The 19,765-nt window shown below is 40.8% G+C and carries 19 protein-coding genes; 8 read left to right on the top strand and 11 right to left on the bottom strand.

Going from position 1 to position 19,765, the window contains the following annotated elements; all coding sequences use genetic code 11:
• Window positions 1-313: 313 nt before the first annotated feature.
• Window positions 314-574 (top strand): chlororespiratory reduction protein 7, encoded by a 261-nt coding sequence (locus IQ246_RS00945; RefSeq protein WP_193999267.1) that lies wholly within the window; start codon window positions 314-316, stop codon window positions 572-574.
• A 49-nt stretch (window positions 575-623) separates the two neighbouring features.
• Here IQ246_RS00945 and IQ246_RS00950 read toward each other — a convergent pair whose 3' ends face one another.
• Complete coding sequence (locus IQ246_RS00950; protein ID WP_193999269.1) at window positions 624-1,193, bottom strand: DUF2854 domain-containing protein; 570 nt, start codon at window positions 1,191-1,193, stop codon at window positions 624-626.
• A 166-nt stretch (window positions 1,194-1,359) separates the two neighbouring features.
• Here IQ246_RS00950 and IQ246_RS30085 point away from each other — a divergent pair, with 166 nt between their 5' ends.
• Window positions 1,360-1,548: a hypothetical protein gene (locus IQ246_RS30085; protein ID WP_244141893.1), complete on the top strand. Its 189-nt coding sequence runs from the start codon at window positions 1,360-1,362 to the stop codon at window positions 1,546-1,548.
• 134 nt (window positions 1,549-1,682) lie between these two features.
• Here the strand turns inward: IQ246_RS30085 and IQ246_RS00960 are convergent, their stop codons facing one another.
• The 3 genes from IQ246_RS00960 to IQ246_RS31150 all read right to left on the bottom strand — a co-directional run bounded on the left by IQ246_RS00960 (window position 1,683) and on the right by IQ246_RS31150 (window position 4,782).
• On the bottom strand, window positions 1,683-2,099 hold the full coding sequence (locus tag IQ246_RS00960; RefSeq protein ID WP_193999271.1) for a response regulator transcription factor: 417 nt from the start codon (window positions 2,097-2,099) through the stop codon (window positions 1,683-1,685).
• A gap of 190 nt (window positions 2,100-2,289) precedes the next feature.
• Window positions 2,290-4,470 carry a polyphosphate kinase 1 gene (ppk1, locus tag IQ246_RS00965; protein WP_193999273.1) on the bottom strand — a complete coding sequence of 727 codons (2,181 nt, stop codon included), beginning with the start codon at window positions 4,468-4,470 and terminating at the stop codon, window positions 2,290-2,292.
• A 210-nt stretch (window positions 4,471-4,680) separates the two neighbouring features.
• Window positions 4,681-4,782, bottom strand: coding sequence for a hypothetical protein (locus IQ246_RS31150; RefSeq protein WP_193999275.1), 102 nt, complete (start codon window positions 4,780-4,782; stop codon window positions 4,681-4,683).
• Window positions 4,783-4,846: 64 nt separating this feature from the next.
• Between IQ246_RS31150 and IQ246_RS00975 the strand changes: the two genes are divergently transcribed.
• The 3 genes from IQ246_RS00975 (at window position 4,847) to IQ246_RS00985 (ending at window position 8,122) form a co-directional block, all read left to right on the top strand.
• Window positions 4,847-6,277 carry a cell wall metabolism sensor histidine kinase WalK gene (locus IQ246_RS00975; RefSeq protein WP_193999277.1) on the top strand — a complete coding sequence of 477 codons (1,431 nt, stop codon included), beginning with the start codon at window positions 4,847-4,849 and terminating at the stop codon, window positions 6,275-6,277.
• A 224-nt stretch (window positions 6,278-6,501) separates the two neighbouring features.
• Window positions 6,502-6,984 carry a DUF2267 domain-containing protein gene (locus IQ246_RS00980; protein WP_193999279.1) on the top strand — a complete coding sequence of 161 codons (483 nt, stop codon included), beginning with the start codon at window positions 6,502-6,504 and terminating at the stop codon, window positions 6,982-6,984.
• Between the two features lie 304 nt (window positions 6,985-7,288).
• The gene (locus tag IQ246_RS00985; RefSeq protein WP_193999281.1) at window positions 7,289-8,122 is read left to right on the top strand and encodes a hypothetical protein; all 834 of its coding nucleotides are present in this window, start codon (window positions 7,289-7,291) and stop codon (window positions 8,120-8,122) included.
• 64 nt (window positions 8,123-8,186) lie between these two features.
• Here IQ246_RS00985 and IQ246_RS00990 read toward each other — a convergent pair whose 3' ends face one another.
• Both IQ246_RS00990 and IQ246_RS00995 read right to left on the bottom strand, forming a co-directional pair.
• Window positions 8,187-9,308: a lipopolysaccharide assembly protein LapB gene (locus IQ246_RS00990; RefSeq protein WP_193999283.1), complete on the bottom strand. Its 1,122-nt coding sequence runs from the start codon at window positions 9,306-9,308 to the stop codon at window positions 8,187-8,189.
• A 97-nt stretch (window positions 9,309-9,405) separates the two neighbouring features.
• A complete protein-coding gene (locus tag IQ246_RS00995) occupies window positions 9,406-10,035 on the bottom strand; it encodes a sigma-70 family RNA polymerase sigma factor (protein WP_193999285.1) in 630 nt (209 codons plus the stop codon).
• 198 nt (window positions 10,036-10,233) lie between these two features.
• Between IQ246_RS00995 and IQ246_RS01000 the strand changes: the two genes are divergently transcribed.
• Window positions 10,234-10,830 carry a glyoxalase-like domain protein gene (locus tag IQ246_RS01000; protein ID WP_193999287.1) on the top strand — a complete coding sequence of 199 codons (597 nt, stop codon included), beginning with the start codon at window positions 10,234-10,236 and terminating at the stop codon, window positions 10,828-10,830.
• Between the two features lie 63 nt (window positions 10,831-10,893).
• Here IQ246_RS01000 and lysS read toward each other — a convergent pair whose 3' ends face one another.
• The 3 genes from lysS to IQ246_RS01015 form a co-directional block, all read right to left on the bottom strand.
• The gene (lysS, locus tag IQ246_RS01005) at window positions 10,894-12,579 is read right to left on the bottom strand and encodes a lysine--tRNA ligase (RefSeq protein ID WP_193999289.1); all 1,686 of its coding nucleotides are present in this window, start codon (window positions 12,577-12,579) and stop codon (window positions 10,894-10,896) included.
• A gap of 150 nt (window positions 12,580-12,729) precedes the next feature.
• Entirely contained in the window at window positions 12,730-13,134 is a 405-nt protein-coding gene (locus tag IQ246_RS01010; protein WP_193999291.1) for a hypothetical protein, read from the bottom strand.
• 90 nt (window positions 13,135-13,224) lie between these two features.
• A complete protein-coding gene (locus tag IQ246_RS01015) occupies window positions 13,225-14,187 on the bottom strand; it encodes a M48 family metallopeptidase (protein WP_193999292.1) in 963 nt (320 codons plus the stop codon).
• Between the two features lie 200 nt (window positions 14,188-14,387).
• Here IQ246_RS01015 and IQ246_RS01020 point away from each other — a divergent pair, with 200 nt between their 5' ends.
• Window positions 14,388-15,944 carry an ATP-dependent DNA helicase gene (locus IQ246_RS01020; protein ID WP_193999293.1) on the top strand — a complete coding sequence of 519 codons (1,557 nt, stop codon included), beginning with the start codon at window positions 14,388-14,390 and terminating at the stop codon, window positions 15,942-15,944.
• 229 nt (window positions 15,945-16,173) lie between these two features.
• Window positions 16,174-16,389, top strand: a complete 216-nt coding sequence (locus tag IQ246_RS01025; RefSeq protein WP_193999294.1) for a DUF2839 domain-containing protein — start codon at window positions 16,174-16,176, stop codon at window positions 16,387-16,389.
• 158 nt (window positions 16,390-16,547) lie between these two features.
• On the opposite strand, the gene IQ246_RS01030 is transcribed toward IQ246_RS01025, so the two are convergent.
• A complete protein-coding gene (locus tag IQ246_RS01030) occupies window positions 16,548-17,459 on the bottom strand; it encodes a polysaccharide deacetylase family protein (protein WP_193999295.1) in 912 nt (303 codons plus the stop codon).
• A gap of 1,228 nt (window positions 17,460-18,687) precedes the next feature.
• On the bottom strand, window positions 18,688-19,650 hold the full coding sequence (locus IQ246_RS01035; protein WP_193999296.1) for a glycosyltransferase family 2 protein: 963 nt from the start codon (window positions 19,648-19,650) through the stop codon (window positions 18,688-18,690).
• Between the last annotated feature and the right edge of the window lie 115 nt (window positions 19,651-19,765).

The following is a 19,765-nucleotide window of genomic DNA, read 5'->3' on the forward strand; positions in this document are numbered from 1 at the left end:
AAATCCTTAATTATCTTCAATAAGATATACATATCTAGGGTAAATAAGATAGGCTGCTTTTTTATCCCAATTTGGTAGTTAAAATAATCTAAAATATAAAAATGCTAAATGAAAATTAATATATTTTACTTATAAGACTATAATTACTTACGAAAAGACATATATAGCGGATTTCATAAGGATAAAGCACAGTAGAATGGGCATTGCAATGCCCATTCTACAAGCTGAAAGACATATAAAACAGTCCTATTAGTACACAAAAACAACTACAAGCGCAAAATCAAAATCTATTTACATTTACCAATTTTTTTATATGCCAGATCCATTAATGTATCAACAGGATGTTTTTGTCGTTCTAGAAACAAACCAACCAGAACAATTTCTTACAGCATCAGAGTTATTAAAAAAGCTCAAAAAAATTATTCGACAACTAAACTTTCAAGATTTGCCGCCAGATTTACAAAAGTTTGATGCTGTGGAAGCCCAAGCCCAATATTTACTCGACACTAGTTGCGAGTTAGATATTGGGCCTGGACAATATTTGCAGTGGTATGCAGTTCGCTTAGAAAAGTAATTTTTGAAGTAACAGTCAATTGGCAGCATTCGTAACTATTGACTATTGACTATTGACTATTGACTATTGACTCTTTTTGAGTAGTAATCAGCGCCAGTTCAATTTTTTTTTCATCTGGCTGTGTAATTTCAACCTTTACTCCTGGCCCAAAAAAACTAGTCATTTTTTCCTGCTTTTTTTGCCACATATCAATTTGGATCAGAGGCGAATCAAATTCTAAAATCAAGATATAAGACCCATTGACTTCCGTTTCTCGTAACCCTGTAACTATAGGTCGTTCTTCATCCGTAGGACTCAGTCCTAAAAAAGAAAGTGCCGTATCTAGATGAGCATCTTGACCATAGCAATATCGAGTAATGTCTTTGCGGATTTTATTTTGAGTAACAGTTGCTTGCTGCTCGCGCAGCATTAATATCGACGGTGTTGTAATTTGACTAAAGGGTATGGGCTTGAGTTCATTAGCTTTGAGCGCCAGCCCACCCAACAATAGAGGAATACCGTAAAAAAATCCTACAAGGTTAAGCGTGGCATTATTCACAGCGTAGGCGACAAAGCCGATGATGGTTAATATGCTGCCGATAGTCAAACCGAGTGTTCCCAAAGAAATTTGGCGTAGCATGAGCTTAGATTACTATAAATTCTTAATACCTCAGTTTTATTATCATCGGCTATGAGTAACAGATTAGGGAAGGTGTTAGCTCAAACTACTAGAAAGTTCAGCGCCCAGAGGGTTGGATTTTGAGTTAACTTTAAACTTGAGGGTAGTCAAAGTTTGGAAGTAAATAATGGATATACAGACGTTAAAAGAACGAATTGCGATAGTACAAAGTAAACGCGAGTACCTGCTGAATCTGCTGGAGCAACCAAACCTAGGAACATTAAAAATTGACGTAGATCAAGCTCTAGATGAACTGGACGAGTTAATTGATGAATTTAGACGTACTATTCCGCAAACACAAACAGAAGATAATTAAGTCCAATTAGGCACTATCCCGGATAATAAATAGCGTCGGTGTAACCGTCTTACGGCTCTACCGACGCTACTCAATAATGTATAAATAATTCCCAAATCCCCAGAATTTAGCTATGCCTAGATTTTCCAAGCCATTTATCCTGCAACGGAACCATCTCCTGCACGCTGACCTAATTGCCTGACTAAAGCAATGAGTTCAGTTGTGGACACATCTTTTTTGCAAAAATTATCAAAACTAGGCATTGCTGTTGTTTCCTGAATATTTATATCTTCCACCGAGGAATAAGCAAGAATTTGAGTATTTGGAGATATAGCTTTAATATGACCAGACGCACTCCAACCATCCATGACGGGCATCTGTAAATCTAGAATAATCACATCAGGATGATAACGTTTAACCATTTCTATAGCTTCTTCACCATTACTAGCTAAACCTACTACTTGAATATTTTCTTGACCAGAAAAAACCAATTGTAAGGTTAAACGAGTTAATTCGTGATCATCAACTACTAAAACGCGCAAGGTAGAAAGCTCACAGGACAACATTAACATTCCAGGGAAATATAAAAACTACGTGCAGTAATTTTTATAGTTTATGGGAACAAGTGCCAGCCCTAACTCTATCCTATGGTTGAATAACTTGTGTATAACCATGATAAATAATTTAGATCACCCGAAAAAATTAAAGTTTTCTAAAAAAAACCAAGTTGAGCTAGTTGTCAAGGTAGAAACAACTTGTTTTTTAATCAATTAGGTTTGAGGTTATGCCAATTGAACGTAATGCCATATTCATCAGAGTTTTTTGTGAATTAGCTTCTGGACAATGATCACCAGGACGTCGCTGGATGTAACTGCCATCGGGTTGTAACTCCCAAGCTTGACGGTTATCTGCCAACATAATTCCCATAACTTCTTGCAAATCTTTAGCAATATCTGGGTCTTTCACTGGGGTAATTACTTCTACTCGGCGATCTAGATTACGGCGCATCCAGTCAGCACTGCCGATATAAATTTCTTCCTGTCCGTTGTTATAAAAATAATAAATACGAGAGTGTTCTAAAAAGCGACCGACAATGCTGATTATGTGAATATTCTCACTAATGTCTTTGAGTCCTGGGCGTAAACAGCAAACGCCTCTGATAATTAGGTCAATTTGCACTCCAGCGCGGGAAGCTTCATATAAAGTGGCAATAATTTGTGGATCGACTAGGGCGTTCATTTTGGCAACGATACGTCCAGAAAATCCATTTTGAACATTTTCGATTTCGCGGTGAATTAGTGCTAAAAAGCGATCGCGCATATTCACAGGTGCAACTAGTAACTCTCGATAAGACTTTTGCAGAGAGTAGCCTGTCAAGAAGTTAAATAGATCTGTGATGTCAGCACCCAATTCTTCACGGCAACTGAACAATCCCAAATCTGTATATAGTCTTGCTGTTTTCTGGTTATAGTTCCCAGTGCCAATATGTATATAGCGACGCATCCGGTCTTTTTCCCGTCGCACCACTAAGATGGTTTTACTATGGGTTTTCAATCCCACTAAACCATAGACAACATGAACTCCGACTCTTTCTAGTCGTCTTGCCCAGTAAATATTATTTTCTTCATCAAACCGAGCCTTTAATTCCACTAGTACAGACACCTGTTTACCATTTTCAGCAGCCGCAATTAAAGCATTGACTATGGGCGAGTCCCCGGAAGTCCGGTAAAGAGTCATCTTGATTGCTAACACATTCGGGTCATGGGCAGCGTGGGTAATAAAGCGCACCACTGTTGCCGAAAAGGATTGATAGGGATGGTGTACTAGCAAATCCTTTTCCCGAATTACAGCAAAAAAGTCTTTTCCTTCGTCTACTTCGACAACATCCGGGTCTAAACTTGGTTCCCTCAGCCTTTGTAGGCGCAATGGTACAACAGATTGTCGTGGTGGGTCTTTGAGTTCCGGCAGTGGCAATGCCATAAAGTACATCAAATCCCGTAGTCCCAAAAGACCGTCTACTTCGTAAATATCGTTTTCTGTTAATTCCAAATCTTGCAATAATCGCGATCGCACTGGTTCCGGAGTCTGGGATTGAATTTCTAGTCGGACTGGACTCCCACCCATGCGCCGTTTTCGCAATTCCTGTTCTATGGCTAACAACAGGTCATCTGCTTCATCTTCTTCTAGCACCAAGTCAGCGTCACGGGTGATGCGGAAGGGATGATATTCAAGAATATTCATGCCTGGAAATAGGGATTCTAAATTATGGGCGATCGCCTGTTCCAAGGGTACTCCAGTCCAATGCACAGTTTGTCCATTGTATTTATCTCCTAACTCTGTCGGTATAGGTAAAAATCGCGGCAGAACGTTGGGGACTTTAACTCTGGCAAAGAATTCTTCTTCGGTATCTGGATTTTTGACTAGAACTGCTAAATTCAGACTGAGATTGGAAATAAAAGGAAAGGGATGGCTAGGGTCAACAGCAAGGGGAGTCAAGACCGGAAAGACTTGTTCCTCAAAATAGCCCTCCAGATGAGTCCGCTGTTTCTGATTTAAATCTATGTAATTCAGGATATGGACGCCGTGATTTGCTAGCAGCGGTCGAAGTACTTGCTCAAAATGTTGGTGCTGTTTCGTTATTTGAGGACTGAGGGTAGACCTAATATCGTCTAGCTGTTGTTGAGGCGTGCGACCATCGGGGGTTAACTGACTAACTTTTGCTTCTACCTGTTGCTTTAAGCCTGCAACGCGCACCATGAAAAACTCATCCAAATTGGAGCTGAAGATTGCCAGAAACTTGAGCCGTTCGAGAAGGGGCGATCGCTGGTCGCAGGCTTCATGCAATACCCTGCTATTAAACTCTAACCAGCTTAACTCTCGATTTATATAATATTGTGGGTCACTCAGATTGATGGGGGTCGCGCTCTTTTTGGATTTTGCCATGATGACTTAGTGTGAGGCAGATGTAGCCCATTTAGCTGGAGAATATAAACATAGTAAATTAAATAGGGGATGAAGAGAACGTAACTATGAACTGATAAGTGAGTAAATATAAACAACAAAATGCTGAAGCAACACCAACCGGATATCTGAGCGTGATTTCTTCACCTGTCTAACGCTTGCAATTCATCAAGCAAGCGATCGCCCTCTTGCTCAATTTCCTGGCAAGAACTCAAAATTACAGGCTACTCCTAATTTACTGTAAGCTTCCGTGTACTCTGGGTTAAGTTGTAGAGCCTGCTGGAATGCACCCACCGCCTCTTGATTTTAACTACTCAACCCCAAAGCGGTTCCTAGTAGAAATAGTCAAGTAAAAAATATGTTTCAAGCTACTCGTCGCCGTCTTGCCCTCTGGTACACTGCCGTCACAGCCGTGTTACTACTACTATTTGCCAGTGGCGTATATTTATATGTCCGTAGTACGCTGGTTGAGCGGATTGATGACACCCTTAACCATGTGGTGGAAATAGTAGAGAGAGCGTTCATAATTGAGCCAGTCAATTCTAATGCTGACAAATTCCACATTAATATAGAAGCCAGTTTTCGTGATAACGCTGACACCGTAGAAGATGATCACATCGATTTAGAATGGTTCAGTTCAACTGGTGAATTACTTTGGTCAACTCTATCTGAACCTCTAAATATTCCCATTCATGCCAACCGTACAGGTGAAACTGTACGTGTAATCAAACAAGAAAGATGGGAAGGGAATAAACTTGCTACTCCCCACTCTCCACTGTTATTACGACAAATAACACAGCGTGTAGAAGTTGGACGGCAGGTATTGGGATATCTGCGTGTTAGCCATCCCTGGTTTGAAGTTACTAAACCCAGTCGTCAGTTAATTTTTGATTTAGCCCTAGGTATTGGGTTAATGCTGCTTTCCGTAGGTGCAAGTGGTTGGTTTCTCTCAGGTAAAGCAATGGAACCAGTCGGCGAGTCTTACCAACGTCTAAAACAATTTACTGCTGATGCTTCTCACGAACTCAGAAGTCCTATTACTTTGATTCAAACTAATGTGCAGGTTGCCCTTGCTGACTTGGAGTTAGCGGAGGCACAAACCACTACTTCTTTACACTATCGGCAACAGTTAAAAGTGGTGGAACGCTTAACACAGCGTTTGGGTAAGTTAGTTAATGACTTACTGTTTCTAGCACGGCAAGATAGCGGTATTACCAAAGATACCTTTTCACATTGTCCGCTTGACGCTTTGCTGATAGAAGTGGTGGAAGAACAACAACTATTAGCTGTTGAACAAGCAATTACCCTTTCTTTAAACTTAATTGATCCGTCCGCCCAAGAAACCAGCCCTGAATCACTTGACAGTTGGTTTACATTTTTTGGTAATTGGAACCAGTTGGTGCGGTTGTTCACAAATTTGATTAGTAACGCTTTGCGCTACACTTCTGCTGGTGGACGGGTGAATGTGGAATTGGCGCGTATCGAGGGAATAAATCGGATATCTGGACTACGTTACACCAGTGCCCAGTTGCAAATTAAGATCAGTGATACCGGGATTGGAATTCCAAGAGAGGCGCTACCACACTTATTTGACCGCTTTTATCGGGTAGATCCGGCACGTACCCATACTACTGGGAATACAGCTACAGAAAGCGCTACTGGTTCGGGATTGGGATTAGCGATCGCTCAAGCTATTGTCGAACATCATCAAGGTCAAATTCAAGTTGAAAGCACACTTGGAAAGGGCACTACATTCATCGTCACTTTACCAATAACTCTTGAGTCTTAAATTTTTAATTACATAATTGTTTCCTGTGATAGATGCTGACGTTTAGGTTTAGACATTAATTTATACTGCAAAGGTTGAAAAATTAACTTACAAATTTAACTTTTAACAGTTTGATATCCCTACTGCCATGATTATTTTTAGTAAGTAGTCATCCAAACTGCGAGTTTAATTTGACAAAATTTTTCAGCTATGACGCATTTATAAAAGTATTTCGGAGGGTTTAGATGCCACCAGTTCCCATAGAAGAAAAAGATACAGTTTTTTTAGAAAAGGTTAAGGCTAAGAGTGGTTTAGCAGATCTTTACGATGCTAGGGACTTAACCGAATTAGTATTCCGGGTAATGCGCGACTTGATGACTACCGAAGCTGCTGATCGGGTTGAAGAGGAACTGCACAAACCAGCTGAAATCACCGATGATAAATCGCTGCAAATGGAAATTGCAGACCTGTGGCATGATACAAATCCGATTGTGGGATTCCTGAGCCGAGTGCGTCCACCTTGGCAAGGCCCTGGTATCTTTAAAATTGATAGCGATCGCTTTTTATTTCGGGTAGCAAATGAAGGTGGAATGCCACCAAATGTAGACCGCGAACAAGTGGTTAAGGCCGTGTTTTCTGCTACTAAAGACGAATTGTCCTCAGAACGAATCCAAGAAATTGCTAGCTGGTTGCCTGATAGAGTTCGTCAACTTTGGGAAGAAGCTTAATAAAGTTTTCAGTTAGGAGTTAGGAAATAATTCTTAACTCTTAACTATAACTCTTGATTTATTTACCCGCTGCTGACGAGTGAAAGATATACTTGTAAATCATCTTTTCTCATCTGTATCGTATGAGATAAAACTTCTTATTTAATTATTAATTTAAAATTAATCATAATTTTATACTTATAAGTAACAATGATGCCTGAGTACAGCAGACAAAAGTAGATGAGTTTTCACTTTGCTTAACAGCAGTTGCAATTAAGCAAAGTACTGTAAAGCAGGTTTAAATATATTTTCCAGGAGGTAAAAAATGAATAAATATCTAAAGTTACATAAATCGGCTGAGTTATTTGGCACTATTTGTGGGGGATTACTGATTAGCTTGTCAGCAATTCCTCAAGCAGCATTAGCACAGCCACAGCAATCAACTCCCAAAGTCAACCCTTGTCCAAAAATTTTCTACGAAGAACCACATAACAGTAGGATTTTGGTACCGCAGGGATGCCCTCCAAATGCTTTCACCCAACAACGACAAGCACAAGGAATAACTTCCAGCCAGGGAATTCCAACTACGACTCAACCACCAGCACCCGAACAAGGAGTCCCAGTTAGTCCACAGGTTACAACTACTACCCAATCATCAGCTGCTGAACAAGGAGTCTCAGTTAACCCACAGGTTCCAACTAGAAGAATCCAGTCATCAGCTGCTGAACAAGGAGTCTCAGTTAACCCACCTACCGCCCAATCATCAGTAGCTGAACAAGGAGTCTCAGTTAACCCACAGGTTCCGACTACGACTCAACCACCAGCACCTGAACAACAAGCCCCTAGCACCACGATCGCACTAGCGAATGGTAAACTTAATATCAGGTTAGTAAACGACACTGCGGCTAATGTAACTTATGAAGTAATTGGCGATACAGCAGCGCGATCGCTAAAAGGTAAATCAGATGTGATGCTGCAAGGTCTAAGTGCGCCAGTAACAGTGACGTTCCAACGAGAAGATGGCGGACTATTAAAAGCGACTCCCCAGGCCTTTTCTGAGCCAGGAATGTTAGAACTGAGACTGAACGAAGCAACTGATATTGGCAAAGATAGAGGTACGATGCGGATTCAACAAAACGGCGCAGTGTTGTTGAATTAGTTAGACAAACAATAAGATTCTCGACTTTTCTAAGAAGTCGAGAATCTAAAGCTCTTAAATCACCTTAACGCTTCTGAATTTTAGCCAGCTTATCCAGTAAAAACACCTCCCGCTTACTGTCTTCCAAATTCCGCGCCAGTGTAATCGCCCTTTCGTAAAAATTGCGAGCAGTTGGGTAATTACCTAATTGCTCGTACAACTGAGCATAGGACTCAAACGAGTTTAACTCTTCTTGTAGACTTTGTAGTTCGTTAGCAAGTGTTAAGCGCTGTTCTAGCAAGTCAAAGGCACGCTCATAGCGTTTTACAGCACTGTGAGCTGTAACTAAGCCATCAATTGATCGTAATTGGTTAGTGCGATCGCTCTTAGTTTTTGCTATCCGCATTGCTGCCCCATAAGTGCCAATCGTATCTAGATAATTTCCAGATGCTAAGTAGGCATCACCCAAATTATTCAGGGTATTTGCTTCACCGATAGCATCGCCAGTTTGACGGCGAAAAATTAAAGCATTTTCATAAAGTTTAATCGCTTTATTATAATCTCCTAATCTGGCAGTTACTAATCCCAAATTGCTCAAAGATAATCCTTCTCCTTCAATATTTTTGACATCATGAGCAATTGAAAGTGCTTCCTCAACAGTTTTACCAGCAGCAGCAAACTCCCCTTGTTGCAGCAAATATGTAGCGATGTTATTGAGCACAAAAATCTGAGATTGAAAGTCTTTAGTATCACGAGCGATCGCTAAACCTCGCCGTAAGGCATTATCCGCTTCTTTGAAACTACCTAACTGTACATAAGCCTTAGCAAGCAAATTATAAGTCAGACCTTGTGCTTTAAAATCGCCAATTGAGTGATATATTTGCTGCGCCCGCAAGCATGACGCAATTGCTTTATCAGCATATCCTGAAGCGTATTGTTGTTCAGCGATACGCAGCAAACTGTCCGCTTCATCTCTCGATTGTCGCCCAACCGAACTATTTAAAGGGCGGTGGAGTTGTTGGGTAATATCAACTGCGCCTGCTGCTATAGGACTAAGCAAAAAAGTAAACAGTAAATAAAAGCTGCAAAACTTGAATTTGTCAACCTGGCGTAAGGCATGGGTAACAGCCAAAATCCACAAACCATAGCGTCGGGTTGGCTCTAAATCCAAAATGGTCTGCCCTAGGAATACATGCCGTTGTTTCATAAAACTTATCCCTGAAATTTCGGGTTTAAGTAGAAGGTTTAAGAAAAAGTTTTAAGTTTCTAAATAAAGACAATTAGCATACGCGTTTATACGTAAATCAGGATTTACCTAAATCCTCGCTAAAGTAAATTGCGCGGATATCTACAGGTAATTTGTCTTCTAGCATACGATAGCCTTCTTGGAGAAAATTTGCTACTTCAATAGGGGCGATCGCTTCTCCTTCGGCTTGTAGATAAGCAGCGATTCTAGTTTCGCTCCAGTGAAAAGTTTGAGCCATCAACACAATTAATCGCAAAACTGGTTTTAGTTGGTCTAATGCTTGTTCTACATAGCACCATAGTGGCGGAGAAGTCGCCTGGAGAGAATAATGAATTGCTTCTGTGGGTGGTAATTTAATCTCGTTAATACAGAAAGCTGTCATATTAATCAACCAATTTTGAATGGTTAAAGCTTCTTCGGCTGATTGAGCGCTGGTTAAATTTAGTCCACCGAGTTCGTAGTAGATGTGACGCCAAGTAAGAGCAAACAGATAATCTGCCTGCACAGGCGATCGCGCCGAATGCCGAATCAAGGTATACACTATTGGGCTATAACGGCAAAAAATCACTGTAAAGTACTTGCCTGCCTCTGGATAGCGCTGAAACAGAGTCAGCAATTCATGGTCACTGTGATGAAACAGCGATTTAACTAGTGGGTGATTAGCTTCAGGAAAATGAGGAATTTGCACAAGCCTTTCGGTTGATAGTTGTTAAAATATCTTTGAGGCTCATAGCCTCGTAGTTAAAAGCATAATATCTTGGTGTTGCTCAGTTTATAGCTGAGACTCACATTAGTTGAGTATTGATAAACTAAAAACAAAGACTTAATTTTAGTCTTAATCGACAATCATAAAAAGCGATTCCCTTATACAATCCTTGATTTGTTCATGGTTATAGCAGCTAGTGTGATATCGTTCCTGTTTAATCCTGTTACTTTAGGCTCTTTTTTACCTTCCCTGCCCTTGGATAGCTTGTTCTCTACCCAAGGCATTATGGTAATACTGCTGGCGGCGTATGCTGGAGCCATGTGGATGTTCCTTACTAGTGCCCCAAAAGTACACACCGTTATGGTGTCGGATTTGGAGATTGCACGACAACTGTATGAAGGTCTGCTAGATTTACCAGCAGCAGATGTGCCCTTACATTACTACTACAACTACGAACAAACTCTCGGCGCAACTGGGATTGATCCACTTTATATGTCCACAAGTCCCACTTTGTCAGGCAGAATGATGAATAATGCCAACGATGGGCTGTGGTATCAATTGAAGAAAAACACCCAGCTACACGTTATTACTGGTGCTAGTTTAGGCAGCAAAAATCAGCAACGCCACGTTTGCTTTGAGCGTGACTGCCTGGAAATGATTTTAATGCGAGTTGAAACACGCGGCTTGAAGTTCAAGATTCGTAATCAGAAGCCCCTGAATTTTTTGGTTAAGGATTATGAAGGACGTGTTGTTGAACTGGCTGAAGTTGCAAATTAGTCATAAAAATGGTGCGTTAGGCAAAACCATAACGCACCCCACTGTTGAATGGCACTTACTGCCTCAACTCAATTGTTCATACTTAAATTTCCCTTTAATCAACTTGTTAAAGTATTGACCTTTGGACGGTGCATTGTCTAAGTCTTCCTTGACACTGGGAGGTACTTTGAAATACTCGTAAACACTTCCACTATCAAATTCAACAGTCAGTGTTTGAGTTGTTGGATCATAGCTAAATTCCTTAATCACGCTGCTTTCAGGCTTCAGTAGAGGGAAGGCGATCGCATCTCGAATACTGGCACAATCAGTTAATAACATTACTAACCGATCAATCCCAATACCTAAACCACCTGTAGGTGGCATTCCATACTCAAGAGCAGTCAGAAAATCCTCATCTACACCTTGCGCTTCCAAATCACCAGCGGCTTTTCTCTGTGCTTGTGCTTCTAAGCGCTCTCTTTGGTCGATGGGATCGGTAAGTTCTGAAAAGCTGTTAGCAGTCTCGCGCCCCACTATAAATAACTCAAATCTCTCCACTAAGCCAGGCTTAGAACGGTGGGGCTTTGCTAAAGGCGAAATTTCTACAGGGTAATCAATTACAAAGGTAGGTTGAATTAAATTAGCTTCTACCTTTTCTTCAAAAGCTAAATTCAGTAACTTACCAATTGATTTGGCTTCATCTACACCAGGAATACTAGCATTTTTGCTTGCTGTTTTTGCTTCTTCCAATGTTTGGAAAGAATTGAAATCTAAGCGTGTAAATTCTTTGACTAAATCGTGCATTGTTACCCGTCGCCAAGGTGGTGTTAAATCTATAGGTTCCCCTTGGTAGGTGATTTGCAATGTGCCGAGTACATCTTGGGCAACAGTGGTAATAATCCCCTCAGTTAGCACCATCATATCATTGTAGTCGGCGTAAGCTTGGTAAACTTCAATCGTTGTAAATTCAGGATTATGGCGAGTCGAAATTCCCTCATTGCGAAAAATTCGTCCCAATTCAAACACCTTTTCAAAACCACCCACAATTAACCGTTTGAGATGGAGTTCTGTGGCAATTCGCAGATACAACTCCATTTCTAAGGTGTTGTGGTAGGTGGTGAATGGACGTGCATCTGCACCTCCAGCTTCACTTTGCAAAACTGGTGTTTCAATTTCTAGAAAATCCTGCTGTTCTAAATAACGGCGAATACCCGCAGTAATTTGGGCACGACGGCGGAAAGTTTGCCGCACTTCCGGGTTAACAATCAAGTCAATGTAGCGCTGACGGTAGCGCTTAGCAACATCCGTTAATCCATGCCACTTGTCGGGTAGGGGCAAAAGGGATTTAGTGAGGATGGTGTATTGTTTGACGTAGACAGATAACTCGCCCTTTTCAGTCCGTTTGATAGTGCCTTTTGCTCCCAGGATGTCGCCGGCATCTGTAAGTTGTTTCAAATGATTAAAAGCATCGGCATCAATATCTGTCATGCCTTCTTGGATGCGATTTTTATCTAAATAAAGCTGAATTGTGCCGGTTTCATCTTGCAAGGTGAAGAAAGCCAGTTTACCGAAAACGCGACGCGCCATAATGCGTCCAGCAATGGCAACTTCTAAATCAACTTCTTCACCATTGGGTAAATTGGCAAATTGTTCTTGCAATTGCGCTGCATGATGGGTAGATTCCCAACGATAGGCGTAGGGATTGGTTCCTAGCTGCTTGAGCTGGTCTACTTTTTCCAGCCTGGCGGCACGGATATCTTCTTCCGACATAGTAACGAACTAAATAGGGCAAGATTAATTATAGATGCTGCAAAAGTTGGCAGTCAGAGATATTTACGCTTTGCAGGCTACTTTCAGAATGCCATGCACAGACGCAAAGCGTTTTGTCGTCAGACATCGCCGCTAAAGGAAATGCATAATTTATATGCCTGAAATTTCTTTCATCTTCAAGTTAGTAAATTGTACGATCGCATTTACAAGGTCTTGCTGGTTTGATTGCAACTTCAGTGTTTCTAAAGCTTGATAGATATTATTTCCAGAGCGCAGTTTTTGAGCAAGTTGAGCACGTTGAGAGGAGTTTAAGACTGCATTAATTTCCCTGTTCCTGCGTTGACGCACAGCCTGTAGTTGTTGGCGTTGTTGCGGAGTCAGGTTAATCTCAGTAATTGAGGTGGAGTATTTTACAGGGTTAGCAGCTTGGGCAAAAATAGCACCAGAATTGGCATAGAGTTGGACTGGCGCAGCCAAAGTAATTCTAGGCAAGAAGAGGAAAATGCCAAGAATAGTAGATAAGACAAATAGCCGTTTTGTCAAGTGAGTTGTCATATTGAGAAATTGTTAAATTAAATTTCAGTCTAGTATGGTACTTAAGCCAAGCCTTAACGTACCATACCAAAATTTACTCAGCATTCAAGCTCACTCTGACCTTTTCATTCTCTCAATTTCTTGTTGTAATTTTTCAATTTGACGGCGCAAAGTTTCAGCTTCGTTTTCACTAGTCTGGGCTGCAACATCTACTGCTCCTGAAGCAGGCGATCGCTGATAATTTCCTCGGCGAATTTGCTGATATTCTTCTGATACTGCCCATTGCCGTAGATAGTGTAAGCGTTCTACAGCAAAAGGATGGCTCAGCATCGTTCCTTGTATGCCACTGTACATCAAGAATTTGTACACTTGATTCAGTCCATCTTCATCCAGCGCTTGATAACTTTCTGACTGGCGAATAAACTCCTGTAAACTACATTCATTGGCGTATTTGATACTACCGCCAGATACTTTCATCATCAAAGACATCACCGGGTTCAAGTCATCCATCACCAACAGCGCAGCACGATCTGACGATAACTCGGCTTTCCGTCGCCATTCAAAAAAGGCATAAATCAAGCCCTGACTCAGGAAATTTCCGATGCCAAAGGTTAATTCCCCGAAGGCAGATGCAGCACTCATCGCCCACATCGCCATTTGAATTAAAATAGTATGACCACATTTAATATGCCCCAGTTCATGGGCCAGCACCGCCCGAATCTCAGCTTCGTCTAGTAAGTCTAGTATCCCTGTATTTATGACTATGTAAGGATTCTCTTGCCCCAAAGCATAGCTATTTGCTTGGGGATTTTGTGAGACAAACAGTGCTGGCTCTGGATAAATGTCCAAATCCCGCACACATTCCCGAAACATCTGGTAAATAGTGGAATATTGGCGCGGCCCAACTTGGATGGTGTTGCCCATTAGATAGACTAATTGAGGGCGTTCGTAGACAAATTCCACGAATTTACGAGCGATTAAATCAAATCCTGGTAAGTTTCGTAAAGCTTGCTCGGCTTGGCGATCCAGTGGATGCCTGAAGGCTTCGCTGGAAATTCCTGTGTAAGTTGGCATAATTTACGGGGATTTGGTCAAGGGTTAAGGGTTAAGGGTCAGGGGTCAAGGGTCAAGGGTTAAGAGTCAAGAGTCAAGGGTCAAGAGTCAAAATTAATTACTCTGGACTTTTGACTTTTGACCCTCGACTTGCAAAGCAGACAAGATAATAGAAATGGAGCTTTGTAAGTAAAAATCACTTTGTATGGGATTAAAAGCGTGTGATTGAGGCAGAAGTTCATTTGTCACTACATAACTTTTTGCGATCGCAGGCGGGTTTCCCTTCCTGGCCCCATCATTTGACGATGGCACGGTTGGTAGCACGCGCCTTGCGCTTAGGACGTAGCGCCTTAATTCAAGTAGGGGCAGTTTGTGGTTATCAAGGGCGCTATCGTACTAGTTTTGTCGCATCAGCATTGATGTGGCATGGGCCTGTAATTATTGTTGCTCAAGAAGTAGTGCAGCAACGCCTGCTGCAAGTGGAAATTCCTCGGCTACAGCAGTGGCTACCAGCCAACAAACCGATTAGGACAGGTGACGCCTGGCCTGGTAGTGAGTTCCAAGGACTACTGTTGACTACTCCAGAAGCCTGGTTAAAAGGTCAGTTGAGTGAGGGCGATCGTTTTCCTCACGGTATTCCCACAATAATTGATGGGGTGGATGATCTGGAAGATTGGGTACGTCATCAGCTGACTCAAGCTATTCAACCGCATGACTGGGATCAACTTATGCTCGCTTGTCCAAACCAAGCTGAAGCAATTCGCTCTGCACGGGTGCAACTGACACACGAACTGTTCCAGCATCCGACTAATCCTTATGAGTGCTACCTAATTTCCCAGCCCGAAGTAGAGATTTTAAGCCATCTTTATTTAGTATTGGAGTCAGCCGATATACCTGATGTCTGGAAACAATTTTGGCAACAATTTCAATACATAAATGAAAATATTTCTCTGGCCTTCTCCCCTCCTCTGTTCTGGGCGACAATTGCCCGTCGTCAAGGTTTATTTTCTTTGCACTACGCCCCAATCGAATTAGCGGAAATACTTTCGCCCATTTGGCAGCATCAACCTGTGGTTTTAATTGGCAGCGCTTTAGAGTCGGAAACAGAGGCTCCACTTTTCCGTGAGCGCTTGGGTTTGGACGATTTAACTTGCTTAAAATTTTCTTCAGATAGCCAAGCGGAAGCAATTCAACTGTATGTACCCTATAAGTTACCCCTACCTAACACGCCAGAATTTCAAGCGGCATTTATTCACAAAGTCCGCACATTAGTTTGTCTAAGTGCTACATCACCAGGATTAACGGTTGTGTTAGTGGGAGATGTGCCACTCAAGTCTCAGGTAGGGGCGATTCTGGCCTCAGAGTTTGGTTCGCGGGTGCAGGTGGAAAAAACTTGTTTGGATGAAAATGGTATTTTGGTCACTGGTTGGGAATTTTGGCGAGAACATCAAACAGTCTTGCCAGCACCTCAGCTGTTAATCATTGCTACTTTGCCCCTGCCATCTTTGGAAAATCCTTTGGTCGCTGGTAGGGTAGCTCACTATAAGCGATCGCATCAAGACTGGTTTCGTTTATTCTTATTGCCAGCTGCCTTGAATGAATTGCAACGCGCGATCGCTCCGGTGCGAGAAAGTCAAGGTATCGTTGCTTTGCTTGATAGTAGAGTGGTTAACCGTAGTTATGGCGCTCAAATTCTTGCTGCCCTTAGTCCTTTAGCACGTATTAACTATCTTGACCCAAGTCTGTTTTCTAATAATAGTGAGGAAAATTCGGCGTAAGCGACAGTTGTCAGATTGTTTCTTTTTTTCTGATGACCAACGACTATTTACGTTTTGTCAACCGAAGCGCGATCGTCTCATAGCAAGCGCTATTATCAGTTTGATTGGACATTCCAAGTTTCATCAGCTTGCACTAGCAATAAAATTTACAACGGCTGTCGTGCAAGTAATAAATCTGCCAGTATGAACTTAGAACCTACATTGAATTTTAAATTTTGAATTGCCGATTATGGGTGAAGCAAAGCGTCGTAAAACCACACTTGGAGAAAAATACGGTCAAGAGACTCGGTTCTTGTCTTGGGTTCCCATCACTAAAACCCAAGCTGAACTATTTGTCGCTTGGACTACTCGTGGTGCCTGGATAGGTATTGGTCTTATGGTTGTTGCGTGGGTGACTATCCGTTTTATCGGCCCAGCTTTTGGTTGGTGGCAAGTAGTCTTATAAGTATTTATATTTATTTATGAACGATGACGCTGAGGAAGTGTAATCGTTCATAAATAGACTTTTATCAGAAAAACTGGCGGTAGTGTGGAATAACAGAATTGCAAGTTAGTTGTTAATTGTTAGCAAATAAGTATTGATGAGTAACTTATAATTAATAACTATTTTTTGTTGTTAGCAGTCAACTTTTGGTCTGTATCTTGTATTTCTAAAAGTTCTGGAATAGTTACAAAACGGTAGCCTTGCTTTCTAAAGTTACCAATAATTTCTGGCAAAGCTTGCACGGTTCTGGAACGATTACCACCACCATCATGCATTAATACAATCCCACCAGGTTTTGAATCTTTGATTACGTTATTGATCAAGTGTGGTACAGTTGGCAGCTTGTAGTCTATGGAGTCAGCTGACCACATCACTACAGTATATTTTTGGTTTTTTGCATAAGCAACTAATCCATTATGTAGAATCCCACCGGGAGGTCGGAACAGAGTTGTTTTAACACCTGTAATTTGATAAATTAGGTCTGTCGTCCGGTCAATTTCAAAAGCTGCTGCTTGTGGATTAAAGAAATGATACCAGTGATGCCAAGTATGGTTAGCAATGACGTGACCCTCAGTTACAATTCGCTTCCCTAATTCTGGATAATTTTTCAGGTTCTGCCCAACAACAAAAAATGTCCCTTTAATATTATTTGCTTGGAGAATATCTAATACTTGGTCTGTGGTCTGAGGCCAAGGGCCGTCATCAAAGGTGAGGGCAATTACTTTTTGACCATGAGTGAGTTTTGCAGACTTAATTATTACTCCTTGAAAGCTCGATGGTACAGAGTATGAAAGTCCCTTTGCTTGCGCCTGTTGCTGCCAACTTGTGAGCATGGCTGCTTTTAATCCCTCAATGCGCTGCTGAGTACCTATTTTTGCTGCTATATCGGTTACATATATATTCTGTCTATTCTGAGCCTCAGAGGAAGTTGGTTTTACAAGCATCATGAAACCAAGGCTCAAAGTTCCGCATAAGGCAAGCAATGCAATTAATATTCCTTCCGGCCAAAGAAACGACTTATTGTTTTCCACTTCATAGCTCCTTCAAGGGTCAAACCATCGATTACGATTCCGACGGTACGTTATGGGACATTTTTTCTAGATACTCAGATACGCAGTTACTATCTAATAATTATGAAAAATAGAGTATGGATTAACAGGAATTAAAAAATCGGAAAGCAAAACTATACAAGTTTAATCGAAGCCTGAATTATTTGGCTTTGGACGTACGCTGACCATATAATAATTGGTACTATTTAGGTTCAACTACCGCCCATAAGAGGTAAGGTTTGCACTTGCACACTTCCACCTAGGTTAAGGAATGAGCGTAATTGAATGATTCCTAATCTCAACAAACTATGTTACTAAGAGTCAATTTATAACTCTTGTCTTTCATCTAACTCGCTAATTGCTTGTAGACAGGCTATCCGGAAGCAAGTAGCGTTCCGGTTTGGTGCCTTAGCAAATGAGGTAAGCTAGTGAATTATTTGATTAATATATATAATTAATCACAAGGAGCGGAGTAACTACCTAGAAAGAATCTAAGGAAACTAACAGTTTATTCTTGCTAATGTATATTCTACTGCCTACGACTATTGCTTCCTTTTTAAGAAAAAGTTAAATTTTCAACCTGCTGAATGTTGCCTTTTGCCTTCTAGGAAACACATAGACGCAAATCAACTTAATATAGTTTCTCATTGCCAAGGGGCAGTTATTCGTTAATTTAGATACTTCTGACTCATTCACTAAAAATAATTTTATCAGCAGTTCGTTTGATTTTTGATGCTGAGATATCAGCCTAAATTACTTCAAACTTTTTGTATACTACTATTTACCTCAAGCTCAGGAGGTCAATACATTATTAATAGTACAATTAAATATATAATGTTACCGTATTTATACGGTAGTTGACAGCATTTTTACGAGAAAAATGTTAAAACTACATTAGCTATTTTATATAGCTATTACAGCATCAAATATATCATAGAAATTTCAGGTTTTTTAATGATTATCCTAAATAAGGCTGGAATTTATGTGTTTAAAAATACATCTAATTTGAGTCAAATTTTATGTAAAGTTACTTAACAAAACCTCATAAATCAGACTGGAGGTGAATCGAACTAAATCATCAGGTGTTGTCTGACAAGAAGCCACCCTTTGGAAGTTAAGGCATTTACATACTTGCTAGAATATTAGCTAGACAAAACAGTATACTTGAGAGCGCTAGATCAAGAATAATGCTCCAACACAAATATCAAGCTTATTGATCTGGCATTTCCGATGTTTTAGTAAATCCCCCAGTTTCCTTCAAAGTATAGATAGGACGACCTTTTACTTCTTCATAAATACGTCCAATGTACTCGCCTAAAATACCAATACAAAGTAATTGAACAGATCCTAAAAACAACATAGCAATTGTAATTAAAGTGAAGCCGATTAATGGAGATACAGGATCAAATAAACGCCAATACAATACTAGCAATATCATAAAGATGGCTACACCAGCTGACAGCAATCCTATATAAGTTGCTAGCCTTAAGGGAACAGTTGAAAATGAGATAACTCCGTCAACTGCTAAAGCCCAAGACTTACCAAAGGTATACTTGACTCTACCAGCAAAACGAGGGTTTCGCTCAAAATGTATGGCTGTTTGACGGAACCCTATCCAAGCTCGTAAGCCGCGAATGTAGCGGTTGCGCTCAGGCATTGCATTGAGAATATCTACTACTTGCCGATCCATCAAGCAGAAGTCTCCTGTATCAGCAGGTATCTCTACATTAGCTAACCGCTGGAGAATGCGATAAAAGGCATAGGCAGTGAAGCGTTTTAGCCAGCTTTCCTTTTTGCGAGATAAACGCTGGGCATAAACTACTTGGTAGCCTTGTTGCCATTTTTCAATCATCTTTAAAATTAGTTCTGGAGGATCTTGGAGATCGGCATCCATGACGATGATACTTTTGCCTTGAACAAAGTTTAAACCAGCTGTGACTGCGATTTGATGGCCAAAATTCCGAGCAAAACTTAGATAACGTACACGACGATCGCAATGGTGGAGTTCGCGAATCATACTTAAAGAGCGATCGCGACTACCATCATCAATCAAAATCAATTCTACTTCACCATCTAACTGTGCTGTGACATTAATTAGACGCCGATACATTTCAGTAATATTTTCTTCTTCGTTATAAATTGGGATTACTAGAGAGTAGATTGGCTTAGTCACAGTTATTATCTAATTTATATAATCTGCAATATTTACTGTAAAATCGTTCCTGTCATCTCTCATACAAGTATAAAATTCTGTGCAAATGAATAGAGAAAATTATATACAGTTATGG

Origin of the sequence: aff. Roholtiella sp. LEGE 12411, from assembly GCF_015206995.1 — a bacterium.
Classification (GTDB): Bacteria; Cyanobacteriota; Cyanobacteriia; order Cyanobacteriales; family Nostocaceae; genus Komarekiella.